24 protein-coding genes and 1 tRNA gene are annotated in these 23,114 nt (G+C 60.7%); 13 read left to right on the forward strand and 12 right to left on the reverse strand.

The window, feature by feature from the left end:
• Positions 1–3 precede the first annotated feature (3 nt).
• From B5526_RS34925 to B5526_RS34930, 3 genes are all read left to right on the forward strand, one after another.
• A tRNA-Pro gene (locus tag B5526_RS34925) sits at positions 4–81 on the forward strand.
• 419 nt (positions 82–500) lie between these two features.
• Positions 501–671: a hypothetical protein gene (locus B5526_RS38585; protein ID WP_172842172.1), complete on the forward strand. Its 171-nt coding sequence runs from the start codon at positions 501–503 to the stop codon at positions 669–671.
• A 333-nt stretch (positions 672–1,004) separates the two neighbouring features.
• The gene (locus B5526_RS34930) at positions 1,005–1,184 is read left to right on the forward strand and encodes a hypothetical protein (protein WP_079544179.1); all 180 of its coding nucleotides are present in this window, start codon (positions 1,005–1,007) and stop codon (positions 1,182–1,184) included.
• 96 nt (positions 1,185–1,280) lie between these two features.
• On the opposite strand, the gene B5526_RS34935 is transcribed toward B5526_RS34930, so the two are convergent.
• A complete protein-coding gene (locus B5526_RS34935; protein WP_079544180.1) occupies positions 1,281–1,706 on the reverse strand; it encodes a hypothetical protein in 426 nt (141 codons plus the stop codon).
• A 105-nt stretch (positions 1,707–1,811) separates the two neighbouring features.
• Positions 1,812–2,075 carry a DUF1127 domain-containing protein gene (locus B5526_RS39650; protein WP_079544181.1) on the reverse strand — a complete coding sequence of 88 codons (264 nt, stop codon included), beginning with the start codon at positions 2,073–2,075 and terminating at the stop codon, positions 1,812–1,814.
• Positions 2,076–2,240: 165 nt separating this feature from the next.
• Here B5526_RS39650 and B5526_RS34945 point away from each other — a divergent pair, with 165 nt between their 5' ends.
• From B5526_RS34945 to B5526_RS34965, 5 genes are all read left to right on the forward strand, one after another.
• The gene (locus B5526_RS34945) at positions 2,241–3,818 is read left to right on the forward strand and encodes a winged helix-turn-helix domain-containing tetratricopeptide repeat protein (protein ID WP_079544182.1); all 1,578 of its coding nucleotides are present in this window, start codon (positions 2,241–2,243) and stop codon (positions 3,816–3,818) included.
• 232 nt (positions 3,819–4,050) lie between these two features.
• A complete protein-coding gene (locus B5526_RS34950) occupies positions 4,051–4,305 on the forward strand; it encodes a hypothetical protein (RefSeq protein ID WP_079544183.1) in 255 nt (84 codons plus the stop codon).
• Positions 4,306–4,413: 108 nt separating this feature from the next.
• Entirely contained in the window at positions 4,414–4,647 is a 234-nt protein-coding gene (locus tag B5526_RS34955) for a hypothetical protein (RefSeq protein ID WP_079544184.1), read from the forward strand.
• Positions 4,644–4,895: a hypothetical protein gene (locus tag B5526_RS34960; RefSeq protein ID WP_079544185.1), complete on the forward strand. Its 252-nt coding sequence runs from the start codon at positions 4,644–4,646 to the stop codon at positions 4,893–4,895. Before B5526_RS34955 ends, B5526_RS34960 begins: the two co-directional genes overlap by 4 nt.
• A 178-nt stretch (positions 4,896–5,073) precedes the next feature.
• Positions 5,074–6,036, forward strand: a complete 963-nt coding sequence (locus B5526_RS34965; protein WP_079544186.1) for a dihydrodipicolinate synthase family protein — start codon at positions 5,074–5,076, stop codon at positions 6,034–6,036.
• A gap of 69 nt (positions 6,037–6,105) precedes the next feature.
• Here B5526_RS34965 and B5526_RS34970 read toward each other — a convergent pair whose 3' ends face one another.
• Positions 6,106–6,285: a hypothetical protein gene (locus B5526_RS34970; RefSeq protein WP_079544187.1), complete on the reverse strand. Its 180-nt coding sequence runs from the start codon at positions 6,283–6,285 to the stop codon at positions 6,106–6,108.
• 403 nt (positions 6,286–6,688) lie between these two features.
• Here B5526_RS34970 and B5526_RS34980 point away from each other — a divergent pair, with 403 nt between their 5' ends.
• On the forward strand, positions 6,689–6,928 hold the full coding sequence (locus tag B5526_RS34980; protein WP_079544189.1) for a hypothetical protein: 240 nt from the start codon (positions 6,689–6,691) through the stop codon (positions 6,926–6,928).
• Between the two features lie 128 nt (positions 6,929–7,056).
• Positions 7,057–7,209 carry a hypothetical protein gene (locus tag B5526_RS38590; protein WP_172842173.1) on the forward strand — a complete coding sequence of 51 codons (153 nt, stop codon included), beginning with the start codon at positions 7,057–7,059 and terminating at the stop codon, positions 7,207–7,209.
• A 101-nt stretch (positions 7,210–7,310) separates the two neighbouring features.
• On the opposite strand, the gene B5526_RS39315 is transcribed toward B5526_RS38590, so the two are convergent.
• The gene (locus tag B5526_RS39315; RefSeq protein WP_244562142.1) at positions 7,311–7,439 is read right to left on the reverse strand and encodes an inositol phosphorylceramide synthase regulatory subunit KEI1; all 129 of its coding nucleotides are present in this window, start codon (positions 7,437–7,439) and stop codon (positions 7,311–7,313) included.
• Positions 7,440–7,681: 242 nt separating this feature from the next.
• Between B5526_RS39315 and B5526_RS34990 the strand changes: the two genes are divergently transcribed.
• A complete protein-coding gene (locus B5526_RS34990) occupies positions 7,682–7,894 on the forward strand; it encodes a hypothetical protein (RefSeq protein WP_079544191.1) in 213 nt (70 codons plus the stop codon).
• 60 nt (positions 7,895–7,954) lie between these two features.
• Here the strand turns inward: B5526_RS34990 and B5526_RS34995 are convergent, their stop codons facing one another.
• The 8 genes from B5526_RS34995 to B5526_RS35030 all read right to left on the reverse strand — a co-directional run bounded on the left by B5526_RS34995 (position 7,955) and on the right by B5526_RS35030 (position 21,396).
• On the reverse strand, positions 7,955–9,361 hold the full coding sequence (locus B5526_RS34995; protein ID WP_079544192.1) for an HlyD family type I secretion periplasmic adaptor subunit: 1,407 nt from the start codon (positions 9,359–9,361) through the stop codon (positions 7,955–7,957).
• 30 nt (positions 9,362–9,391) lie between these two features.
• Positions 9,392–11,509, reverse strand: a complete 2,118-nt coding sequence (locus tag B5526_RS35000) for a type I secretion system permease/ATPase (RefSeq protein ID WP_079544193.1) — start codon at positions 11,507–11,509, stop codon at positions 9,392–9,394.
• A gap of 107 nt (positions 11,510–11,616) precedes the next feature.
• Positions 11,617–14,667, reverse strand: a complete 3,051-nt coding sequence (locus B5526_RS35005) for a hypothetical protein (RefSeq protein ID WP_154071613.1) — start codon at positions 14,665–14,667, stop codon at positions 11,617–11,619.
• A 232-nt stretch (positions 14,668–14,899) separates the two neighbouring features.
• Positions 14,900–15,100 carry a hypothetical protein gene (locus tag B5526_RS35010; protein WP_079544195.1) on the reverse strand — a complete coding sequence of 67 codons (201 nt, stop codon included), beginning with the start codon at positions 15,098–15,100 and terminating at the stop codon, positions 14,900–14,902.
• Positions 15,097–15,816 (reverse strand): COG4280 domain-containing protein, encoded by a 720-nt coding sequence (locus B5526_RS35015; RefSeq protein ID WP_079544196.1) that lies wholly within the window; start codon positions 15,814–15,816, stop codon positions 15,097–15,099. Before B5526_RS35015 ends, B5526_RS35010 begins: the two co-directional genes overlap by 4 nt.
• Positions 15,817–15,845: 29 nt before the next feature.
• Positions 15,846–16,997, reverse strand: a complete 1,152-nt coding sequence (locus tag B5526_RS35020) for an OpgC domain-containing protein (RefSeq protein ID WP_079544197.1) — start codon at positions 16,995–16,997, stop codon at positions 15,846–15,848.
• Positions 16,998–17,012: 15 nt separating this feature from the next.
• A complete protein-coding gene (locus B5526_RS35025; protein ID WP_079544198.1) occupies positions 17,013–18,203 on the reverse strand; it encodes an efflux RND transporter periplasmic adaptor subunit in 1,191 nt (396 codons plus the stop codon).
• A 10-nt stretch (positions 18,204–18,213) separates the two neighbouring features.
• Positions 18,214–21,396: an efflux RND transporter permease subunit gene (locus tag B5526_RS35030; RefSeq protein ID WP_079544199.1), complete on the reverse strand. Its 3,183-nt coding sequence runs from the start codon at positions 21,394–21,396 to the stop codon at positions 18,214–18,216.
• 227 nt (positions 21,397–21,623) lie between these two features.
• On the opposite strand from B5526_RS35030, the gene B5526_RS35035 reads away from it, so the two are divergent.
• Both B5526_RS35035 and B5526_RS35040 read left to right on the forward strand, forming a co-directional pair.
• On the forward strand, positions 21,624–22,550 hold the full coding sequence (locus B5526_RS35035; RefSeq protein ID WP_079544200.1) for a LysR family transcriptional regulator: 927 nt from the start codon (positions 21,624–21,626) through the stop codon (positions 22,548–22,550).
• Between the two features lie 132 nt (positions 22,551–22,682).
• Complete coding sequence (locus tag B5526_RS35040) at positions 22,683–23,114, forward strand: hypothetical protein (RefSeq protein ID WP_154071614.1); 432 nt, start codon at positions 22,683–22,685, stop codon at positions 23,112–23,114.

Consider the following 23,114-nt stretch of genomic DNA (forward strand, 5'->3'; position numbering starts at 1 on the left):
CATCGGAGCGTGGCGCAGCCCGGTTAGCGCACTAGTCTGGGAGACTAGGGGTCGGAGGTTCAAATCCTCTCGCTCCGACCAAAGAAAGCCCCGGTAATACGGGGCTTTTTTCATTTCCAACCGGTCATGCAAGAGCACGAAAACCGAACAAAAGCCGGAATAATTCGGGATTTCCGGACAGAAAGTCCCCAGAAAAGTCCCCAGACTGATCGGGCGCGTTCATGAGAGGTTCTTTGTTGCCGGTACAAAAGGCCGGAGCTTAACGGCTGCATGAGCGTAGACTCATCGCTTCCCGCACCCCGTTACGACCCCAAGTCCCAAGTCGAAGCGGGGTGCAACCCGGGGTCGCTGCCTCCATCGTTGCGCAGGACAACTAATCGTCCCGATATTGTTCCACCAGCGACGCGGGCGCGCCTCATTTTCGTTCAGGTCAGCGCAAATTGGGATCCCAAAGAAAAAAACGTCGCTTTCCCGGGTCAGGTGGCAGGGAGGATCGGACCATGCCTGAGGACTACGACTGGAAGGAACGTCGAGATCAGGTGGAGCGCTACCGCATTCTAGCACAAGAAACTACGGACCCAATTGCGGCTCGTTTGCTCCGCGATATCGTCCTGGACTTGGAAGCCGAGTTGAAAGGATCGCCGCAAAGTGGCGCCCTCGATGCCGCATGAGCGCCGAGGCATGGCTTACCGCACAAAAGCCATTCCCGGAAGAAAGGCCCCGAAAGGCTGGCGGTCTCAGCGGTGCGCCCGAGGCGCCCCGCCAAGCAGAAACCTCACCAGTGGCCCGCGCTGGGCCGTTTGCCGCGCTATCAGTTGGGCCACACCGGCTCATCGAATAGGACCGCGGCCCGAGCGATCATACGCCCGCTCGGGAGGCGTTTTGCATTCGAGGTGGCGTTCGCGATCAGCGTCGCGAAATTTCCTAAGCGTTGCCATCTTTTCGAACGGGGGCGCATGCCAAGGTACTATTGAGGGTTGTGGTGTGTTGCGTGGAGTAGTGCCATGGTCACTGATCTTCAAACCAAAGTGGAAAAGTACGAGATCAAAGCCGCCCAGTGCGAAGAGTCGGCTCGGCAGGCGACGGATAGCCCCCAGAGGGCCTTGTATGAGGTGCTTGCTCGTTACTATGGCGAGCTGGCAACGGACTTCCGGCAAGTTATCGAAAAACGGAAGGCCGCGTAGCTGCCGGTCGCCCCGGCTGATCGCATGCTCGCGTAGCGGCGAATAAGTCGCGGCCGGAGCGCTTGTCGTTTTCTTTGTCCGGAAGAGTGACCTAGCTCACATGTCGTGCGCGCAGGATACCGCTGGGTTACACGAGGGTTTCATCTGTTCCCTCTCTGGAACCGGCCTTGCGGCGCGGTGCGCCTCTAACAATTTCGCCCCAGCCACCGCCAGGTCGTTGTTCCGAGCCACATAGCTATCAATGATCGCCATGAGGGAGGCGATCAGTCGATGGGTGCCTATTTCAGGATGAGTTTTTGGTCGGAGGACAATCGCTAACACCGCCCGCCGGACCGAGGCCACGCGATCACAAGCCAGCCGAAGGCAGGACACTATCGTCGGAAGATTTCGAGTGACCATGCCGGCCGGTCGCGGCTTGCGCTCCTCGAGCCAGTAGTTCTCATACCAGGAACTATCGACTTGAAGGAAGCGCATCGTGTGGTCGAGGCCTCTCGGATGGCGATGCGAATAATCGGCTGGCATGGCACTCTCCCTTGCATTCAGACGAGGCCGATCATCAGGTCCTCAAGTGACTGATGCCGGAAGTCGGCCCCGGGAAACGGTGCGATTGGTCGTGTCCAATTTCGGTCATCCATCGGTCCCGGATATCGGAGGGATGGATCGGATGCGTCGCGAGTCGATAGCGCGGTTCGAGGCGACGTAGTCGATCTCGCCGCGCGCAATGCCGATGTCCTGTAGCTCCCTGTCATCTAGATCGCACAAGGTCGCTCGTAACCTCTGGCGTTTGCGCCGTTCCTGAAACGCACCCCAATATCTGCTGAAGAGGTTGGAGACGCGCCGCGTCGACGCGGGCGTCTGGTCCAGCCACGTTACACCGTGAGCCGTGTTCATCGTCGTATCTCCCGAGGACGTTGTTTTCCACCGGACCAGGGTGGCAAGACATCGTCGGGCGCGCTTGACATTCGGCTTACATTTTCCTTACCGACGGCTTATTCTTTGTGTTGCAACCGTTGCTAGAGCCTCGACGATTCGGAGGCCGCCTAAGGGATTGGCAGCTTGCGCTATCTCTTCGAGGAGTACGCATTCGACACTGACCGGCGCGAGCTGCATCGCGGGGCGGACGCCGTCTCGGTCGCGCCACAGGTATTCGACCTGCTCGACTATCTGATCCGCAACAGGGAGCGTGTTGTCAGCAAAGACGACCTCATCATCGCCATTTGGAATGGGCGCAGCGTGTCCGATGCAGCACTGACGACCCGCCTGAATGCCGCCCGGAGCGCGATCGGCGATTCCGGCGAGGAACAGCGCCTCATCAAAACACTGCCGCGCAAGGGCTTCCGTTTCGTGGGTACAGTGCGGGAAGCGCAGAGGCCCGCAAGTGTGGCGGTCAGCGATGCACCGGTGCAACAGCCGAATCCCGCCCTTCCGCTCCCCGACAAACCCTCGATCGCCGTTCTCCCCTTCACCAACCTGAGCTCCGATCCGGAGCAGGATTATTTCGCCGACGGCATGGCCGAGGACATCATCACGGCGCTGTCTCGTTTCAAGGCGCTGTTCGTCATCGCCCGCAACTCGAGCTTCACATACAAGGGGCGTGCCGTCGACGTGAAGCAGGTCGGGCGCGAGCTTGGGGTGCGCTACGTGTTGGAAGGGAGCGTTCGCAAAGCGGCAAATCGAGTGCGCATCACGGGACAGCTCGTCGATACCGCCACTGGGGCCCATCTTTGGGCGGAACGTTTTGACGGCGGGTTCGGCGACATCTTCGATCTGCAGGACCAGGTGACCGAGAGCGTTGTCGGGGCGATCGCGCCAGCGGTGGAAAAGGCCGAGATCGAGCGTGCCAAGCGCAAGCCGACCGAGAGTCTCGACGCCTATGCCCTCTATTTACGCGGTTTGGCCAGGTTTTATCAGTTTGGTAACCGGCAAGCGAACGACGAGGCATTACGCCTGTTCAACAGCGTGATTGAGCTCGATCCAGATTTTGCGGCCGCCTACGGTCGTGCCGCCCATTGTTACGTCAGTGCCAAGATCAATGGCTGGATTTCAGACACAGCGAACGAGATTGCCGAAGTGAAGAGGCTCGCCCAACGGGCCGTTGAGTTGGGCAAGGATGACGCGATCGCGCTCACCCCCAGCGGGTGGGCGCTAGCGTATGTTGTTCGCGATCTCGAGGTAGGCGCCGGCTTAATCGATCGCGCGCTTGCGCTCAATTCCAATTTGGCCGAGGCATGGTTTTACGGCGGCTGGGTAAAAAACTTTCTCGGCGAGCCGGAAACGGCGACCGAGCGCTTCGCGCGTGCCATGCGCCTGAGCCCACTTGATCCGTTGGCGATAGGAATGCGAAGCGGGACCGCGTTTGCCCATTTTCTCCTGGGCCGCTATGCCGAAGCGGCATCGTGGGCGGCAATGGCATTGCAGGACAAACCGGACTATCAACCTGGATTACGTATCGCCGCCGCAAGCAACGCAATGGCCGGACGGCCGGAGCAAGCACACAAGGCAATGGCTCGGCTGCGGCAACTGAATCCCGCGCTACATGTTTCCACCCTCAAAGACGTGGTGGGCCCTTATCGGCGTGCCGAAGACCTCTCGCGATACGAAGAAGCATTGCGGCAAGCCGGACTGCCCGAATGACCATCGCGGCTGGAGCCGGGGGTGGGTTCATGATGGCGTTGCTGTCCACTGAATGTTGGAGGCTTTTGACCCTGACCGGACATCGGTTTTTTTCCATTCGAACCGTCTGCCTTGGGTTAGCGACCAACTCACCGACACCGCACCTCACGCCCGGAGAGGAGCTGCCATGCCGAACGTCGAAAGTCATTCGTTCGATTTGCCTGTTTTTGCCTGAGAATCGAAGGATATTGCGATGAACGCGTCGTCCATCGAAAAACTTTCCGTCGGTGACGTCGGAAGCTTTCGTGAGCTGAATGCCAAGAGAAATCCAGACGGGCTCGCTCTTGTTTACATACCTGGGCTTGCTGCTCTTCTTGAGCGCGCCAGACAACTCAAGGGCTCCGAACTGTCTGAAGAAGAATCGGCGCGTATTGCAGAGCACGCAACTGTGATGGCAGCGCCACCGGAAGTAGCGAAAGAAACAATCGAAAATAGAGGCTATGAGTAGTCGCGTTCCTTCGGCTACGCATGACGCAGGCGCAATACGGGCGCCACGGGTTCGCGCCTCCAGCGCGAGCCGCAGGGAACCAATCCAGGCGTAAAAGCCTTATTCCATATGATCGATCCCATTGAAGACGTGCTCGCTCCCATCGTTATCGAACGGTCGATGAGCATCTTTGAGAGTTTTAGGGATACGAAGCATGTCGACATCGTGCAGGCGCGCAAGGCCGTGACGCGGCACGTGTTCGAATTGATCGGATCGGGGCAGACGGACGAAAAAGAACTGGTGGTGTCAGCTCTGACCTACCTCAAATCACTCGAGGCGAGAGCCGAGGCGACAAAGCCATGAAAATCCTGGAGCACTCCGAAAGTCACATCGTCAAACTGGATGATGGATCGAGCTGGCAGATTTTTCCCGGCGATATCGACCGCACCTTGACATGGTTGCCGACGACGGAGCTCAGGCTGTTCGAGATAAGCGACGAAGTCGCCTCGCATGCCCTGATCAATTCCGATGACGGAACCCGTGTCCGCGTGCGGCCTTTAGGCGAGCGTTGGCCCGCTGCGAGGGTCAAGAACGTCTTGAAGCAGGGCTGACAGATCGTCCGAAAACAAATCTGATGCGGCGCTTTCGACGTCCGCAGGCGCCGAAGTCCGCCTCTCGCCCCCAGGGGCGGACATGAGGGTCAGCCGGACATCGGCCCACAATTCTGCTATATGACCATTCAATTTCCCTGCGCATTGCCAACAAGAACAACGCTGAAGGATACGACACATGAGCCGTCATCCCGATTTCGTGCCTCAAGGTGTGATTCCGGCGGTGCTGCTGCCGTTCCACGAGGATATGTCGATCGACGAGCCGAGTTTCCGAGCTCATCTGCGCGAAGTCGGGGCGGTGCAGGGGCTGTCTGCGATCACGGTCAACGCCCACTCTACCGAGGTCGCCTCCTGCACCGAGGACGAGCAGCGTCGCGTCATGGAGATCGCCGGCGAGGAGGTCGGCGGCGCGCTGCCGATCATTCACGGTGTCTGGGCGGACGGTAGCCTTCAGGCGGCGCGGATCGCTCGGCAGGCTCAGGCCGGCGGGGCTTCGGCGCTGCTGGTGTTTCCGCCGGGTCCCTTCACGCTCGGCCAGTCGGCCGAGATGGCGTTGGCCCATTTCAAGACCATCGGCGATGCGACCGATCTGCCGCTGATCGTTTTTCAGTATCCGCTGGCGACAGGGCAGGGCTATCCGGCAGGGACGCTGGAGCGGCTATTCGACGAGGTGCCGACCATCCGCGCCATCAAGGACTGGACGCCATTGGTGCCGCAGCACGAGCGCCAGATTCGGGCGTTGCAGGGGCGCAAGCGTCCCGTCAACGTGCTGTCCACCAACAGCGCATGGCTTTTGAGTTCGCTGGTGCTCGGCTGCAACGGCCTGCTCTCCGGCAGCGGAAGCGTCATCGCCGATCTTCAGGCCAGGCTCTATCGCGCCGTCAGGGCCAACGATCTCGCCGAAGCCCGCCGGCTGAACGACCGGATCTATCCGATGGCGCGGGTGTTCTATGCCGATCCCTTTATCGACATGCATAACCGCATGAAGGAAGCGTTGGTGTTGCTTGGCAAACTGCCGCGCGCGGTGGTGCGCCCGCCACTGGTCAAGATCACGGACGCAGAAATCGCGCTGATCAAGGATGCGCTGATGGAGGCGGAGCTGCTCGGCACGCGAACGGCCAAGGGGCGCCAGGCCGCATAACGGTCGGCTCGGACGCGGCGCTTTCGACGTCGGCGATCTCGGTGCGGTGTTTGAGCCGCCGCTGCCGCCTCACTCCCTGGGTTTGGTGAAAAGCCTCTTCATGTCGGCGGCGATGCGCAGTTGCTCGGCTTTTTTGAGCGCTTCGCTGCGTTCCGGACCGTTGGGCAGCTCGCGTGCTTCGGCGAGCAGCTGTTTGACGCGGGCATCCCAATCGTGAGCGGCCGGCTCGTCTTTCCACCGACGTATCATGATCGCGGACCTATTCGGATGCTGGCACTAATTGCAGCAATCTGCCGATGATAGGCGAGCGCAAGGGATCCTCGCCTTCGCAATCGATGCATTGGTATTTGCGACCCCGCATATCCTTCACGAGCATGAGCTTCATGGGCTTGCGGCATTTCTGGCAAATTGGCTTTTCGCGCTGGGGCACCTGGACTTGGTTTTGCTGGAACACGGACGCTCTCCATCAAGAATTGTCTGTAGCGTGCGCCCGAAATTGCGGTTTGTAAACAAGTAAGTTATTGATTTTATTGGAGTAATTTACTAATTTTGGGGCATCTGCATCATCGATGGAACTGATATCGATTGAGTGAATTGAGTAACTTACCAATTTCACGTCGAACGCTGAAAAAACTCATTCTCGAGGGCCGCCATGAACGATCTCCGCGGTGAGCGATTGCAGATCATGCTTTCGCCCGAAGAACTGTCGGTGGTTGACGACTTCAGATTTCGCCATCGAATGCCAACCCGAGCCGCAGCTGTTCGCGAGCTGCTCAAGCTTGGCCTCGCGGCGGGAACGACCGATGGTGGACCGCGCATGAAATCCAGCGACTACGGGGTGTTTCACCGCGGCCCCGCGGGTCATTTGGATCAGGATGGGAGCGGCGAATAGATCGCGGCCCGAGCGTTTGTTGTTTTCTTTGTCCGGAAGAGTGACCTAGCTCACATCTTGTGCGCGCAGGCTGAGCTAGCAATGCCAAACCGACCTCATTCCCCGGGGTCGTGCTTTGGAGGTCGCAAATGACTGCTATCGCGAGGGTTCTTTCGCGCGTTTCCGGAACCCAGGTTGACGTCGAGATTCTCAAGACCATTGCCATGTTTTGCGGCGTAGGCCTGTTCGTGTCGCTGCTGCTCGCGACTTACGGCCTGGATTTGAGTGCAGGCTTCTTCTGACGGCGGCTCGCCTTTTTGAGATCGAGCACGCAGCGCCCCAAGCGCACTATACGTGGCCCTCGGGCGTCAGGCTCTGTTTTGGGCCGACGCCTTCGATGACATCAGCCGCCGAATGCTTCATCGCGCAAATGCCCGTCCGCGACCCGCGCGTCAGGATTGTGCGTGATGGTCATGAACCAAACGAGACTGAAGAACAGCGACCACGCGGTGTCCCAATAAAACCAGTCCATGTGATTTCCTCGCCGAATCCCGTCGAGAGCCGGGACCTTATCAGCATCTAGGCTCTGTTGGTGAAGATGCACGCTTCTCGCCTGCATTTTGCGCTGCGATATTGGCGAGTGAACACGGTGCGTTGCGGTAGCGAACGCCAGGTGATTAGCGGGGATAAGTTGATCGGCGTCATCACCCGTTCTTTAATCTCGCGCGGGGGCGCTCAGGATCAACGGCGGAAACATGAGCCAATGGAGGTAACATGCTGGTTCGCCCCCATGATCTGGCCGAGCGTATGTCCGGCATTCGGCAGCCGGAGATATTCAGGCTGCCGATCGATGCGGCACGGCTGAAAGCCCGCGAAATCCTCGATCAATTTCCGCAAGGGGGATACATGGCGGTGATCGAAAACTGGCGGCAGCTTCCCGATGGCCGTATCGAATTCACCATGCGGCATCTACCGACCGCGGAATGAGCCGGTCGGGGCGCGAAAAGCTCCTCCAATCGATCAACCCGAAGGCGCTTCGATCGATCGTCACCGCTCGCGCAAACTCTCCTGGGAGTGACGCAGAATGGGCGAGAGCAGATAATCGATGATCCGCCGCGTGCCGGTCCTGATCTCGACCGTGACGGCCATGCCCGGCGAGAGATTGACCAGTTTGTCGTCGACCTGCATCTGGGTTTGGTCGAGCGACACGCGGGCCGCGTAGGCGGGCTCCGACGTGGCGCCGTCACCGGCACCGGGTTGTTTTGGCGGGTCTGATTTGCCCGCGCCCTCGCGCGGGATCGCGTCCTGCGACAGCGTGACCACCTTGCCGTGCAGCAAGCCATAGCGGGTGAAATTGAAGGTATCGACCTTGATCTCGGCGTCCTGACCGGAGCGCACGAAGCCGATATCCTGGTTGTCGACCATGGCCTCGATCTCGAGTTTACTGTCGGCGGGAACGATCGACAAAAGGGTCTGGGCCGGGGTGACGACGCCGCCGACGGAATGCACCGCCAGTTGCTGGACCGTGCCGTCGATCGGCGCGGTCAGGGCCTGGAATTTGGTGCGCTGCTCCGATTTGGCAACGTCCTGCGCCAGGCCGCTTGCCTTGCGGGTGGCTTCGGCCAAATCGTTCAAATTCTGCCGGCGAAATTCGGCGCGGGTTTCCTCGAGCTTCGCCTTCGCAGCAGTAACGGCTGCATCGGCCTCCTTGAGGCGGCTGGTCTGCACCTCGAGGTCCTGCTGGCTCGACAGCAGTTCCTGCAGATTTTCCAGATACGCAAGCTTCGAGCCGGTCTGGTGATCGTAAAGCGTCTTGCGCATCTGGGTGCGCTCTTCCATCAGCGGCAGCAGCGTCTGGATCTTGCCGATCGAAACCTTCTGACTTTCCAGTTCGGCGCGCTTCTGCGCCGCTTCGCCAGCAAGCGCGGCGAGCTTGCTGCGATATTGCGACACCTGGCCGGCGAGGAATTGCGCGCCCATCCTGGCCTGTTCGGGGGTCGCGCCCTCCGGCGCCACGAAGCGGGCATCGGGATTTTCTTCGCTCTCGAGCGCCGCCGTCAGCCGCGCGATGTCGATCTTCGCCGCCATCAAGTCGTTGCGCTGATGGTCGAGATCGGCCTGGTTCATGGTCGGGTCCAACTCGATCAGGACATCGCCGACCTTCACCTTTTGGCCATCATGCACCAGGATGGCGCGGACCACGCCGATCTCGAACGGCTGCACGATCTTGGTGTGGCCCGTCGGGATGATCTTGCCCTTGGAAACGGCAACGATATCGACGCGGCCGATCCAGGACCAGACGAATGCGAGGGTAAACACGCCGACCAGGCAATAGGCCCCGAGACGGCCGATCGGCGAGGGCGGTGTCTCGACGATTTCGAGGGCTGCGGGGAGAAATTCGCGCTCGGCGCGGCGAACGGGCTTGTTCGGAACGGGGACGATGGCTGTGGTCATCTGGCGCTCATCGGTCAGTATCTGGCTCGATCAGGACTGCATGGCGTAAAGCGCGGCGTAGCGGCCGCCCTTGCGCAGCAGATCCTCATGGGTACCGTCTTCGGTGAGGCGTCCGCGCTCGATGGTCAGGATGCGGTCGGCGACCCGCACCGCCATCAGCCGATGCGCGATGATGAAGACGGTGCGGCCCTTCACGATCTGGCGCATGTTGTCGTGGATGATCCTTTCGCTCTCGTAGTCGAGCGCGCTGGTCGCCTCGTCGAAGATCAGGATGCGCGGATTGGTGACCAGCGCGCGCGCGATCGCGATGCGCTGACGCTGGCCGCCGGAAAGCGTGCTGCCGCGCTCGCCGATCATGGTGTCGTAACCGTCGGGCAATTCCAGGATGAAATCGTGGGCGCCGGCAAGGCGCGCCGCGGCGATGACGTCCTCGCTCGGCATCCCCGGATTGGCGAGGGCGATATTGTCGCGCACGGTCGCGTTGAACAGCACGTTGTCCTGCATGACGACGCCGATCTGCCGGCGCAGCCAGGAACTATCGACCTGCGCGAGGTCGACGCCGTCGACGAAGACCCGGCCGCTTTCCGGCACATAAAGCCGCTCGATCAATTTCGCAAAAGTGCTTTTTCCCGAGCCGGAGGAGCCGACGATGCCGACCACCTGGCCGGCGGCGATGTCGAGCGTGACATCTTTGAGAATTTCCGGCCCGTCGATGCGGTAGCGAAACGTGACGTGCTCGAACCGGATGTCGCCGATCAGCGCCGGCAGGGCGGGCTTGGTCGCATTGTAGGACGGCTCGACCGGCGTGTTGAGGATATCGCCTAATCGCGCAATCGACAGCCGGGCTTGATGAAAATCCTGCCAAAGCCCGGCAAGGCGCAAGACCGGCGCGCTGACCCGGCCCGCCAGCATGTTGAAGGCGACGAATTCGCCGACCGTGAGTGAACCCTGGATCACGAGCTTGGCGCCGAAGAACAGAATGGCCGCCATCACCATCTTGTTGATGAACTGGATCGCCTGACTGCCGACATTGCCGAGGTTGAGAACGCGAAAGCTCGCGCCGACGTAACCTGCGAGTTGCTCTTCCCAGCGGCGCTGCACCTGGGGCTCGACCGCCATCACCTTCAGCGTTTCGATCCCCGCCACGGTCTCGACCAAAAATGCCTGGTTTTCCGCGCCACGCCGGAATTTTTCGTCGAGCCGGGCGCGAAACAGCGGCGTCATGCCGGCGGAGACGGCGACATAGAAAGGCAGGCTCGCGATCACGACCCAGGTCAGAAACGATGAATACAGGAACATCACCGCCAGAAACACGAAGGTGAAAAAGGCGTCGATCACCAGCGTCAGCGCCGAACCGGTCAGGAAGTTGCGGATATTTTCCAGTTCGCGAACGCGGGCGACGGAATCGCCGACCCGACGCGCCTGGAAATAGGCCGAGGGCAACGCCAACAGATGCCGGAACAGCCGCGCGCCCAGTTCGACGTCGATGCGGTTGGTGGTGTGCGCGAACAGATAGGTCCGCAACATTCCAAGCAATGTCTCGAAGATCGATATGGCGACAAGGCCGATGATCAGCACGTCGAGTGTGCTCTCGCTGTGATGCACCAGCGATTTGTCGATCACGACCTGGAAGAACAATGGTGAGATCAGCGCGAACAGCTGCAGGAAAAACGAAAACAGAAAGACCTCGCCGATCAGCCGGCGGTATTTGTTGATCGCGGTCACGAACCACGAGATGCCGAAGCGGTTGGTGAGATCGCTTAAGGTGGCGCGCCGCGCCATGAAGACGAGCCGGCCGTCCCAACGCTCCTCGAACGCCGTGCGGGTCAGCATCTCCGGGCGTCCGACCGAGGGGTCCGACACCAGAACCTGATCGTCGGACGCCTTGCCGATCAGCAGGAAACCGCCAGCGCCAAGGCAGCCGATCGCCGGCAGCGGGCTTGCCGCCAGACGCGCCCATTTGGTTCTGACGACACGCGCCTTCAATCCAAAATCCTTCGCGCAGCGAAGCATTTCGGTAACGCCGATCGCCGTACCGCCGAAGCGGTGAAGGATTTGATCCGGCTCCGCGGCGACGCCCTGGAAGCGCAGCAGCATCACCAGCGTGGCGAGACCGGTGTCGGCCGGCCTTGTCTTTATGTCATGCATCGCTTCCTCGGCTACGGGCCGCCGTCAGGACATCTTCTTCCCGGGCCGGCCGAAATTTTTGGGGATCGCCGTGCCGGCCCGAAGGCCGGCACGGTTCGATCGAATGATCAAGCGTGGGGGGTAGCCAGATTTGGGTGCTGGCTTTGAGCGTCGGCGATGACCATCCCGCCGATCTGGCCTGGCGGCGTCGTGAACGACGACGCGATGGCGTGGCCGAGCATCGACGCCTGGTCGGCGAAGGATGCCATCAGATCGGGCTTGGCATCCTTGTCGCCGGCCGCGGGCTGTGGGTCGGCCACGAAGCTGACGCCGTGCGGCGACGAGAAGTTGAAGCCCGGCGCGTTGTCGGCCGACAGCAACGGCGTGAATGCACCGGTGGTCGGATCGACCTGGCCGAACGCTTTCAGGCTTCCGACCGAAGCATAGTAGTCGTTGGTGTTGAGGCCCGTCGCGTGGAACGAGTAGACCTTGTTGGTCGCGGTATCCGTCAGCGTGAAGGTGCCTGACGGGGCATCCGGCTTGATGACGTCGTCGAGACCGGCGTGGCCGGCGGTAACACCCGCTACCGGCGTAAACGACACCGACTGCTGCGCGGTGCCGGCCTTGCTGATGTCGATGATGGCGCCATCGTCACCGCTGGACAGAATCAGGTCGCCGTTCGGCGCCATTTTCATGGAGTCCGGATCGTTCAGCGGCACGGTTTCGATCTGCCCGGTCACGGTATCGAGGCCGGTGGCGCCGAACGCCAGCACCGTCTTGGTGGTGAGCAGGCCGGTCGGGTGATCGCCCTGCACCAATTGCACCAGCACCGGGTCCCCGGTATTGGCCGGGTTGGTGTAGCTCAGGAACACCTTGTTGCCCTCGAATACGACGTCGTCATAGCCGCGGGTAGCCGTCGAATTGGCGAAGCTGAGCGGGTCGGAGACGTTGTGCGTTTTCGGATCGATCAGCGTCAGGGTCGGATTGCCGTCCTGATTTTGCAGCGCCCAGAGCTCATGGGTGACGGGGTTGAACTTCAATCCGTCGACCGATCCCGGTAGCGAATAGGAAAATTCGATGTTGCCGGCCTTGTCGTACTGCACGATCGTGCTGGAGCCGCCGCCGCCGGTGGTATCCGCACCGTTGCCATATTCGACAAAGGTAAAGCCGTCACCGGTCGCGACCGAGTCAGGTTGGGTGGAACCATCGAACGGAGTCTGGAATGTCTTGATCTCGCCGATCTGCGGCGAGGGGGCCGCGTTCTGGTCCGGAATGAAGGTGACGCCGTGCGGGGAGCCGAAGGTGAAGCCCGGCGCATCGCTGGCGGAGACCAAAGCGGTGAACTTGCCGGTATTCTCGTCGACCTGGCCGAACGCGCCGAGCGCGCCGACCGAGGCGTAATAGGCGTTCGGGTCGAGGCCTGACATATGCACCGACAGCACATGGCCGTCCTTTGCATCCGAGATCAGGAACGTGCCGGAGGTGGCGGTCGGCTTGATCACGTCGTCGAGCCCGGCATTGCCGATCGTGGCCTGGGGAATCCCCTGGATCGGGGTGAAGGCAATCGCCTGCTTGGATGTGCCGGGGTTCTGGATGTCGATGATTGCGCCATCGGCATTGCTTGTGAAGATCAGGTCGCCATTGGCGGCGAGCTTGAGCGAGTCCGGATCGGTTTGCGGCACCAGCTCGATCTTGCCGGTCACGGTGTCATAGCCCATCGCGCCGTCGAGCAGCACCGGCGTGGTACGCAAGAGGTCGCCCGGCTTCGGGTTCGGCCCGTTCAAGAGCTTGACGATGGTCGGGTCGCCATTGCCGGTCGGGTTGGTGTAGCTCAAGAACACGTTCTTGCCGTCGAATACGACGTCGTCATAGCCCCGCGTGGTCGAGGTGTTGGCGTAGTTGAAATGCGCCGTGACCGTTTGCGTCTTGGGATCGATCAGCGACAGCGACGAGCGGCCGTCCTGGTTCTGCAGCGCCCAGACCATCCCGGTATCGGGATTGTACTTCAGGCCGTCGACCGAGCCTTCGATCGGATAGGCGTGCACGAAGTTGCCGGATTTGTCGTACTGGATGATCGTGCTCTTGCCCGGAATGGCCCCCGTCGAGTCGACGTTGTTGCCATATTCGACGAACACGTAGTTGCCGGCGATGGTGATCGAGTCCAGGCCGCTGACGCCATTCGGCGTGCTGCCGAATGTCTTGACGGAATCGACATGCGCCTGCGGCGGCGCGTTTTTATCGGGCACGAACACGATGCCGTGCGGCGAAGCGAAGTTGATGTCGCCGGCGTTCGCGGGAGTAACGAGCGGGGTGAAGACACCGGTCGTCGGATCGACCTGGCCGAACGCCTTCTGGCTTCCGAGGGAGACGTAATAGTCGTTGACGTTCAAGCCGGTAGCATGAAACGAATAAACCTTATTGGTCTTGGTGTCGGTCAGGTAGAATGTTCCGGCTGTAGCGCTGGGCTTGATCACATCATCGAGGCCGGTCGCGGGCACGTTGTTGATCTTTTTGATCGTCGTAAAGGAGACCGACTGACTGGCCATCCCCGCATTGTGCACGTCGATGATGGTGCCGTCGGCGCCGCTGGTCAGGATGAGATCGCCGTTCGGCGCCAACTTCATCGAATCGGGATCGGAGAGCGGTATGGCTTCGATCTTGCCGGTCACCGTGTCGAAGCCGGTCGCGCCGTCGGTCAGGATCGTCGACGTCAGCAGCAAACCACTCGGGTGGTCGCCGTTGAGGAGTTCTACCAGTACCGGATCGCCCGCGCCGTTCGGATTGGTATAGCTCAGGAACACCTTGTTGCCTTTGAAGACAACATCGTCGTAGCCGCTGGTCGCGGACGGATTGGCGAAGTTCAGCGGACCGGTGACGTGGTGGGTGACGGGATCGATCAGCGTAATCGTCGAATTACCGTCCTGGTTCTGCAGCGCCCAGATCTGGCCGGTATAGGGATTTAATTTCAGGCCGTCGACCGAACCCGGGATGGTGTAGGTATGCTCGATATTCCCTGCCTTGTCGTACTGGATGATCGTGCTCGAACCGCCGCCGCCGGTGGAGTCCGCGCCGTTGCCGTATTCGACAAAGAACGTGCCGTTCGCTGTCGTGATCGAGTCGGGAGCAGTGTCGCCAGTCGGCGCCGCCGCGAAAGTTTTTACCTTACCCACCGAAGCCATGTTTCGTTCCTCCTTGGTGATTGACCAGAGGCGCGCAAATGACATGGTGCTGACGACGACCGTGTGACGCTGAGGCGAATGAAATTTGGTCAAAAATGAGAAGGCAGGAACTCTTTCAAAAATAAAGTTGAGAAGGCAGGGAACTTTTCGAGCAGTTGAATTTCGAAAGGTCTTCCGTCGTCACAGTGCGAAAATAGAAAGCTATCTAAAATTCATTTTCTTCAGGACGGCGTCAGCGCCGGCCGGCGCTTACCGTGTTTGCAAGCAGCACACCAAGGCAACCGAACAACAAGATCGCGCCGGCCGCCAACGCCAGGCCAAGCATTGCCATCACGCCGGCAAGTGCTACGACCGCAAGGATCGCAAGCGCCAGCGCACCGTCGTCGACGAACAGCCCGGCAAGTTCCCGCAACACGTTGGCCAGCATGGTCATGGCAAAACCTCGGCGCTGGGGCGGCGCACCAGCACAACCGCGGCAGCGCTCACCGCGAGAAACAGCGCGGCAAATGCGACGATGGCGAGATCCGCGCCCGGCCAGTCCAAGCCGAGACCTTCACCAGTCCAGAACACGCCGAATGCCGACAGCATCACACCGACGGCGAATTTCAGCGTATTTTCCGGAACCCGCGCCAGCGGCCGATGCACGATCAAGCCGATGCAGGCAACCAGGAGGCAAGCGGCCAGCGCGCCCGCGCTTGCCGGCACCAGCATCCCGCGGCCGGCGCTGAGCGCGATCACGATGAACACCACTTCAAGTCCTTCGAGCAGCACCGCCTTGAAGCTCGCAAGGGAAGCGAGCCAATCGAGCCGCGCCTCGTGGCGGCGGGCTTGCTCGCGCAGTTCCGCGGTCTCCGCCGCGAAGGCGGTTGTTTCATCGTGGAGCGGAATGATTCCGGCCGAGCGCAGGATCGCCTTGCGCAGCCAGCGCATGCCGAACAGCAAGAGCAGGATTCCGATCACGAGCTGCAACAGATGCAGCGGGACGCGATCAAGCAACGGGCCGAGCGCGACCACAATGAGCGCCAGCACCACGAGGCCCGCAAACGCGCCGAGCCCGGCCGGGCGCCAGCCGCGCACCGTGGCGACGGCCAGCACGATGGTCAGCGCTTCGACCGCCTCGACCAGCGAGGCCAGGAACGCGGCCAGCATTGCCGGCCAAACCACTGCCAAACTGCCTGTCACGCGACGTCTCCCAGTCGGGTGGCCGAAAGAACCATCCGACCCCGTTGCTTGGACCAGGTCCAATAATATGCGCCCATCGTCATCAGCAGTACACCCGCGGTGCCGGCGAAAATCTGAACCCAGAGCGCGTTCAGGCTTAGCTCGATCGCGGCATGAGCGCAAAACGAAAGTACGATGCCAATACAAAATACCTGAAGCGAGTTCTGACCGCATTTGATCAACGGCACGAGCGAGCGCAATCGTAGGATCGGCGAATCTGCCGGCAGAAACCGCGTCACGACAACAGCCAAAGCCAGGAGATGTACGATCCGGTAGGGCGCGAGATTGGTCTTGTCGTTGGGGTCAAACGGCGCCAACAACCAGGCAGGGAGAAGACCGCCCAGTTGAGGTGATGGATTTGCCATCGTCACCACGAAAGCAAAGACGAGGTAGGCGATCGCAAGCCAGAACACCGTCCGTGTTCGAACGATCGATTGAGCCGCTTCCGCACCGCCAACGGCGATCCAGGCGCCCAGGAAAAACAGCAATTGCCAGGCGAACGGATTGAAATACCAAACCGTCACCCGAGAGGTTGCGAGATTCCAGCCAAAATGCCTCGCCGCGAGATATACAACTATTGAACCCATCAAGGCCAGCGTCGGCTTGCGAACCATCAGCCACAGCGCCGGCGCAAAGGTCCCCATCAACAGAATATAGAGCGGAAGCACGTCGAGATTGACGGGCCGGTATCGCAAAGCGAGGATCTGAAAGAATTCCCAAAGCGGTTTGTTGATGAACGCGGCGACGTTGAACACGTCCAGATCGTTAGGGTCGTTAAGACCTCGCGACACGGACGCTACAACGGCGATATAAACGAACACCACCATGATGTGCGCGGCATAAAGTTCCAAAGCGCGCTTTAGCAGCCTTGACACGGCTGCAAGATAGCCCCGCTCGATCATCACTCTTCCGAACACGAAGGCGGCGGTGTAGCCCGATATGAAGACAAACATATCCGCCGCATCGCTAAAACCGTAATGCCGGCTTGTCACCCAACTCAACACCTCGTGCGGGATATGATCCAGAAAGATCGCCCAATTCGCCAGGCCGCGAAACAGGTCAAGCCTGAGGTCTCGGCCGGCGGGAGGAAGATGGGCGCAAACCTGCATGGCCGGCGCCTCTCATCACCGGGACGCTGTCGAAGGTGACGCCGGTGCGGCGGCCGGCGGTGTTGCGGCAGCTACCCGAACCGTATCGCCCGCCGTCAGGGTTTCCGGGGGATTATTGATGATCCGGTCGGACGGCGACAGACCGGAAATCACTTCCACACTGTCGCCGAGATCGCGGCCGAGCTGCACTTGCTTGAGGACGACCTTGTTATTGCTGTCGAGAGTTGCGACCTGCGTGCCCTGATTGCCGGTCACCAGCGCGGTGGATGGAATTCTCACCAGATTGCCGTCAGTCGGGATTTCGAAGTGCACATTGCAGTAACTCCCGGCGAAAAACTTGCCGGCCGCATTATCCGCCTGGAGCTCGACCTGCATGCTGTGGGAAGTCGCGTTCATGGCCCTCGAAATATGCGAGAGCGTCGCATCGAATTTCACGCCAGGATATTGCGGCATTTCAAAAGTCGCCTTCAGGCCCGGGGCGAGCCCGGCTGAGAACGCTTGCGGCACCTGCACGAAAATGCGAACCCGATGCAAATCGGATACCTCGAACAGCGGCTGACCTGACCCTCCCGAGTTGATCAGCTGCCCGATTTCCACATTGCGGGCGGTCACGACACCGTCAAAGGGCGCGGCGAGCGTCTTGAACGATTGCATGGCCTCGAGCTGCCGGACGTTTGCTTCATTCGCGTCGACGACCGCCTCTTTCGCCTTGGCGTCGGCTGTGGTCTGGTCTGCGAGCTGCTGGGCGACGATCTCCTTTTTCAGCAGGATGTTGTTCCGGTCGGCGGTGAGCGACGCAATTTGCAGATTGGCCCTCACGCTTGCCAATGTCGCTTTCGCTTGACTGAGCTGCTGATCAAGATCGGGAGCATCGATGGTGGCCAGGACTTGCCCGGATTTAACGGATGATCCGATGTCGTGGTCCCAGCCCTTCACGTAACCATTCACGCGCGCGAAGATCGCCGCCTTGTTGAAGGGTTGAATGTTGCCGGGCAGCGTCAGCGTTTGAGTTGGGCTGCCGGGAAGGGGCTGAGCGAGCGCGACGGTCGGCAGGGCCTGCGTGTTGGTCCATTGCACGACTTCCTGCTTGCTCTGGGCGCGGTCTATAAGGCCATAGCCGACAACTGCGCCCGCCAGCAGCACCGCGCCGGCAGCGGTGGTTATGAGGCTCCGCCTGCTTGGCGGTTTGATGTCTTCCGAGCTCATTTTTATCCCCTTAATGCGACAAGGCAGCTGCAGCGCCTGCCAGATTTGCGGTGTCGCGTTGCCGGCCGTGCACCAGGCTGAAGATGGCGGGCACCAGAACCAGGGTGGCGCAGGTGGCAAAGATCAGCCCGCCGATCACGGCGCGGCCCAGTGGTTGGTTCTGTCCCGGCTCGATCGCCATCGGCAGCATGCCGATGACCATCGCAAGCGCCGTCATCAGGACGGGGCGAAACCGCGCGCGGCCAGCCTCGAATGCCGCCGCGGTCGCCTCCAGCCCGGCTTCCATCTGGTCGCGGGCAAAGCTGATCACCAAAATGCTGTTGGCGGTCGCAACCCCCATGCACATGATCGCGCCGGTGAGCGCCGGAACCGAAAGCGTTGTTCCGGTCGCAAACAGCATCCAGACGATGCCGGCCAGCGCCGTCGGCAGGGCCATGACGATGACGAAGGGATCGGCCCAGGATTGGAAGTTGATGACGATCAACAGGTAAATCAGCACGATCGCCACGGCGAGGCCGACATAGAGCTGCCGATAGGCGCTCGTCATGGTGCTGACCTGGCCGCGCAGCGCAACGCTGGCGCCCTTGGGCAAATCCTTGGCCGTGTCGTGAACCACCTTCTGAATATCGGACGCAAGCGCGCCGAGATCGCGTCCCTGCGGTGTCGCATAGATGTCGATCACCGGCGTAACATTGTAATGGGACACAACCGCGTTGCTGTTGGTCCGCTGGACATTCGCCAGGCCGCCAAGCAGCTGCGGATTGGCGGCGGAAGACGTCACCGGAATGTTTTTCAAACCGGCCATGGTGTTGATGTCGCGCTGCGGGGTCTGGATCGAGACCGCGTAGGAAACGCCATTGGTCGGGTCCAGCCAATAGGTGGGGGCGGACTGGGAACTGCCCGACAACGTCGTCTGCATGGAGGTGGCGACGTCTTTCTCGGTAAGGCCGACAAGCGAGGTCAGCGAGCGATCGACATTGACGTCGAGGGTCGGCTGCTGGAACGCCTGCTGGATGCGCGCATCGGCGATTCCGGGAATCTCCCTGACTTTTGCCAATAGGGCATTGGCATAGGTCCGATCCGCAGTAAGGTCCCGGCCGGCAACCTGCAGGTCGATCGGTGCGGGCACCCCGAAATTCAGGACCTGACTGACGATATCGGCCGGCAGGAAGGCGAAGGTCGTGCCGGGGAATTGCGGCGGCAATTTTTCCCGCATGGTCTTGATGTAATTGTCGGTCGGCGCGTGATTGGGCTTGAGGCTGATCAGGATGTCGGCGTCGCCGACGCCGATGGTTCCGGAGTTATTGTAGGCCATATTGATGCCGCTGACGGTGAGCCCGATATTGCTGACGATGCCGTCGAGCTCGTTTGCCGGAATGATGTTGTGAACAGCTGCTCCGATCCGATCGGTCAGGCTTGTCGTCTGTTCGAGCCGTGTTCCCGTCGGCGCCCGAATATGGAGTTTTATTTGGCCGCCATCCACGGTCGGGAAAAAGTCCTGGCCGAGATAAGGCGCAAGGCCGAATGACAGCAGGCTGAAGCACAGGAATCCGGCAATCAGCTTGATCCGGTTTTGCAGGGCGAGCTGCAGCAGACCGAGATAGGTTCTGCGCAGGTTTTCGAACTGGCGTTCAAAACCGCGCTGGAAGCGTGCGAATGGATTGCGGCTGGCTTTGGCCGAACCGTCGCCATCGGCCGAATTGTGTACGTGCTGATTGCGCAGAAGATAATTTGCCAGCGTCGGCACCAGCGTGCGCGACAATACATAGGACGCCGCCAGCGCCAGCATCACAGCCTCCGCGAGCGGCCGGAACAAATATCCGGCGACGCCGCCGAGCCCGAACATCGGCACGAAAGCGATGCAAATACAGAGCAGCGACACCGTTGCCGGCACCACGATCTGCCGCGCGCCGTCGAGGATCGCCGGCTCGATTTCCTTGCCCTGCTCGAGATGCCAGTTGATATTCTCGATCGTGACCGTGGCGTCGTCGACGAGAATGCCGACCGCGAGCGCCAGTCCGCCGAGCGTCATGACATTGATGGTCTCGCCGAGCAGCGAAAGGCCTGTTAGGGCCGCCAGGATCGCAAGCGGGATCGAAAGCGTGATGATCAGCGTCGAGCGCCAGCTGCCGAGGAACAACAGGATCATCACCCCGGTCAGCGCCGCCGCGATCACGCCCTCCCTGACGACGCTGGACACCGCGTCCGTGACATAGACCGATTGATCGCCGACCGCCGTCAATTTCAGGCTGCTCGGAAGCGTCTGCGATACCGACGGCAGCAGGCTCTTGACGCCGTTGATAATGTCGAGCGTCGAGCTTGCGCCGGCCTTCACGATGGTGAGTAGCACCGCGCTGGCGCCGTTGACGTGGACCGCATTGGTCTGCGGCGGACTGCCGTCATGGACATAAGCGACGTCGCGCATGTAGATCACCGTCCCGTTGACGGTCTTGATCGGAAGATCGTTGAAGGCTTTGACCGCTTTCGGCGAGTCGTTGAGGTTGACGGTGTATTCGTAGGAGCCGATCTTCTGTGTTCCGACCGGGGTGATCAAATTCTGCAGCGAGAGCGCGCTGATAACGTCGTTCGCCGAAACGCCGTATTGATGCAGCGCCTGCTGATTGAGATCGGCCTGGACTTGCCGCACCTTGCCCCCAAATGGAAGCGGCAGCGCGGCGCCCGGCACCGGCGCCAGCGCGGGGCGGATGAAATTCAGCGCATCATCGAAGATCTGGGTTTCGGACAGCTTATCGCTGGAAAGCGCAAGCTGCAGAATGGGAACGCTCGAGGCGTTAAAGCTGAGAATCAAGGGCGGGGTGATGCTCGGCGGCATCTGCTTCAGCACGGTCTGTGACATGCCGTTGACCTGCGCCAGCGCGGCGTTGATGTTCACGGTCGGCTGAAAGAAGATCTTGATAATGCCGTAATTGGCGATCGATTGGGATTCAATGTGCTCGATGTCGTTGACGCTGTTGGGCAACGAGCGCTCATAAAACGTCACGACACGGCCGGCCATGTCGTCGGCAGGCAGGCCGGTGAAGCTGAAGACGACGCTGATGACAGGGATGTTGATGTTCGGGAAGATGTCGGTCGGGGTCCGCAGGGCTGACGCCGTCCCGAAAATCAGGATCAAAAGCGCCATGACGACGAAGGTATACGGCCGTCGCAAGGCGAGCCGAACGATTCCGAGCATCGCGTTCTCCTATGCGGAATGGCGAGCCGCCTTAGCGGCCGATCATTAGAGCCGACTTAGCGCGGCGCTTTCGAGCTTCCCGTAACCAAACGCGTTCGTGCGTCCGGTGAAGTGCCCGCTGTTCCAGGTCACAAGTCCGAATCTAGGGTTGAGTTTCGCATTCGAAAAATGCATTCTCGTCATTTGAACATGTTTAATCTGAATGACGTGCGGGAGTTTCCGGTCGCTTGAACACGACGGCCCCCAAATTAGGCGCCATCGACCTGAACCTGCTGGTGGTGTTCGACGCCATCATGCGGGACCGATCCGTGACACGCGCCGGGCAGCGACTGGGTCTTAGTCAGCCTGCCATGAGCCATGCGCTGACCCGGCTGCGCCACATGCTGAAAGACGAATTGTTTGTGCGCAGCCCGAACGGGATGATGCCGACGCCGCGGGCCGAACAGCTCGCGACGCCGATCAGGATCGCGCTGGACGGACTGCAAGAGTCGCTGGAACCGGTTCGGTTCGACCCGGTAGAGGCAACGGCGACCTTCCGCGTGGCCGTGGACAACTATGCCGCGATCGTGCTGGTCGCACCGATAGCCGCGCATGTTTCCAGGATTGCTCCCGGGGTGACGCTGGATTTTCGGCCGAGCGGCACGTTGAACGTTCCGGAACTGCTAGATCGAAGCGAACTGCATCTGGCGATCGGCCCGTCGAGCGCCCACGGCGAGCGATTTTCGCTCAGGCGATTGCTGCAGGATCAATTCGTGGTCGTGCACCGCAAGGGACATCCGGCAGCGAAAGCGCGGGAATTCTCGACGGAAAAGCTTGCTGCTCTTCCCCAACTGGAAATCTCGTCCGCCCAATTCGGGCCCGAGTTTGTCGAGACCGGCCCTGGAAGGCCAAAGTCTGCGCCGAAACCGGCGATGCGTGCGCCATTCTTGTCGGCTGCGCAGATTCTCGCGACATCGGACCTGGTATCGGTTCTTCCGCTCAATGTCGCGAGGAACCTGACGAGGTCACATCACCTCGTCTTCCGTCGGCTGTCGCGTTCGCCAAAGCCGATCGAAGCAACCATGATGTGGCTTCGGCGGCTCGACAACCAGCCTGCGCATGCCTGGCTGCGCGATGTGATCAGTAACGTTACACAGGGCTTACATTCCAGCTGACGGTTCGCGCGAGGCGCAGGCCATCGCTATCCGACTCACTGTTAGTTTACCGCCGAGGCTTCTTCGTCGGCGAATAATCCGGTTGCGTCGGTGTCCCATGCTCGTAGGGCGGCGGCACAGAAGGAGGGAAGCATGGCGCGGAGATTGGTATTGGCTCTGTTGGCGTTGGCAGCGATCGGCCTGGTTCAGCCGGGCGTTGCATCGGCTCGTGGCGGCGGTCACGGCGGTGGTGGCGGCTTCCACGGCGGCGGTGGCGGCTTCCACGGCGGCGGAGGTTTTCATGGCGGTGGCTTCCACGGCGGTGGTTTCCATGGCTTCCACGGGGGAGGTTTCCATGGCTTCCACGGGGGAGGTTTCCACAGCGTTGCCTTCCACGGTGGCTTCCACGGGTTTCATCACGGGTTTCATCACGGGTTTCACCGGCGTGCGTTCATTGGGATTGGCTTTGCACCGTATGCGTATTACGACGACTATCCGTACTATGATGAGGGTTGCTACATCGTCCGCCAGCGCGTGTTGACGCGCCGCGGCTGGCGGTTACGCCCTGTGCAGGTTTGCGGATGA

Origin of the sequence: Bradyrhizobium lablabi, assembly GCF_900141755.1 — a bacterium.
Taxonomy (GTDB): domain Bacteria; phylum Pseudomonadota; class Alphaproteobacteria; order Rhizobiales; family Xanthobacteraceae; genus Bradyrhizobium; species Bradyrhizobium lablabi_A.

Bases quoted from the DNA above. Each gene is read 5' to 3' on its own strand.
- B5526_RS38585 (WP_172842172.1), top strand. From the start codon at position 501: ATGCCTGAGGACTACGACTGGAAGGAACGTCGAGATCAGGTGGAGCGC.
- B5526_RS34965 (WP_079544186.1), top strand. From the start codon at position 5,074: ATGAGCCGTCATCCCGATTTCGTGCCTCAAGGTGTGATTCCGGCGGTG.
- B5526_RS35015 (WP_079544196.1), bottom strand. From the start codon at position 15,816: ATGCTGGCCGCGTTCCTGGCCTCGCTGGTCGAGGCGGTCGAAGCGCTG.
- B5526_RS34955 (WP_079544184.1), top strand. From the start codon at position 4,414: ATGATCGATCCCATTGAAGACGTGCTCGCTCCCATCGTTATCGAACGG.
- B5526_RS34970 (WP_079544187.1), bottom strand. From the start codon at position 6,285: ATGATACGTCGGTGGAAAGACGAGCCGGCCGCTCACGATTGGGATGCC.
- B5526_RS35020 (WP_079544197.1), bottom strand. From the start codon at position 16,997: ATGCAGGTTTGCGCCCATCTTCCTCCCGCCGGCCGAGACCTCAGGCTT.
- B5526_RS34995 (WP_079544192.1), bottom strand. From the start codon at position 9,361: ATGACCACAGCCATCGTCCCCGTTCCGAACAAGCCCGTTCGCCGCGCC.
- B5526_RS34960 (WP_079544185.1), top strand. From the start codon at position 4,644: ATGAAAATCCTGGAGCACTCCGAAAGTCACATCGTCAAACTGGATGAT.
- B5526_RS34935 (WP_079544180.1), bottom strand. From the start codon at position 1,706: ATGCCAGCCGATTATTCGCATCGCCATCCGAGAGGCCTCGACCACACG.
- B5526_RS35000 (WP_079544193.1), bottom strand. From the start codon at position 11,509: ATGCATGACATAAAGACAAGGCCGGCCGACACCGGTCTCGCCACGCTG.
- B5526_RS35010 (WP_079544195.1), bottom strand. From the start codon at position 15,100: ATGACCATGCTGGCCAACGTGTTGCGGGAACTTGCCGGGCTGTTCGTC.
- B5526_RS34950 (WP_079544183.1), top strand. From the start codon at position 4,051: ATGAACGCGTCGTCCATCGAAAAACTTTCCGTCGGTGACGTCGGAAGC.
- B5526_RS38590 (WP_172842173.1), top strand. From the start codon at position 7,057: ATGACTGCTATCGCGAGGGTTCTTTCGCGCGTTTCCGGAACCCAGGTT.
- B5526_RS39315 (WP_244562142.1), bottom strand. From the start codon at position 7,439: ATGGACTGGTTTTATTGGGACACCGCGTGGTCGCTGTTCTTCAGTCTC.
- B5526_RS35030 (WP_079544199.1), bottom strand. From the start codon at position 21,396: ATGCTCGGAATCGTTCGGCTCGCCTTGCGACGGCCGTATACCTTCGTC.
- B5526_RS39650 (WP_079544181.1), bottom strand. From the start codon at position 2,075: ATGAACACGGCTCACGGTGTAACGTGGCTGGACCAGACGCCCGCGTCG.
- B5526_RS34930 (WP_079544179.1), top strand. From the start codon at position 1,005: ATGGTCACTGATCTTCAAACCAAAGTGGAAAAGTACGAGATCAAAGCC.
- B5526_RS35025 (WP_079544198.1), bottom strand. From the start codon at position 18,203: ATGAGCTCGGAAGACATCAAACCGCCAAGCAGGCGGAGCCTCATAACC.
- B5526_RS35005 (WP_154071613.1), bottom strand. From the start codon at position 14,667: ATGGCTTCGGTGGGTAAGGTAAAAACTTTCGCGGCGGCGCCGACTGGC.
- B5526_RS34980 (WP_079544189.1), top strand. From the start codon at position 6,689: ATGAACGATCTCCGCGGTGAGCGATTGCAGATCATGCTTTCGCCCGAA.
- B5526_RS34990 (WP_079544191.1), top strand. From the start codon at position 7,682: ATGCTGGTTCGCCCCCATGATCTGGCCGAGCGTATGTCCGGCATTCGG.
- B5526_RS35040 (WP_154071614.1), top strand. From the start codon at position 22,683: ATGGCGCGGAGATTGGTATTGGCTCTGTTGGCGTTGGCAGCGATCGGC.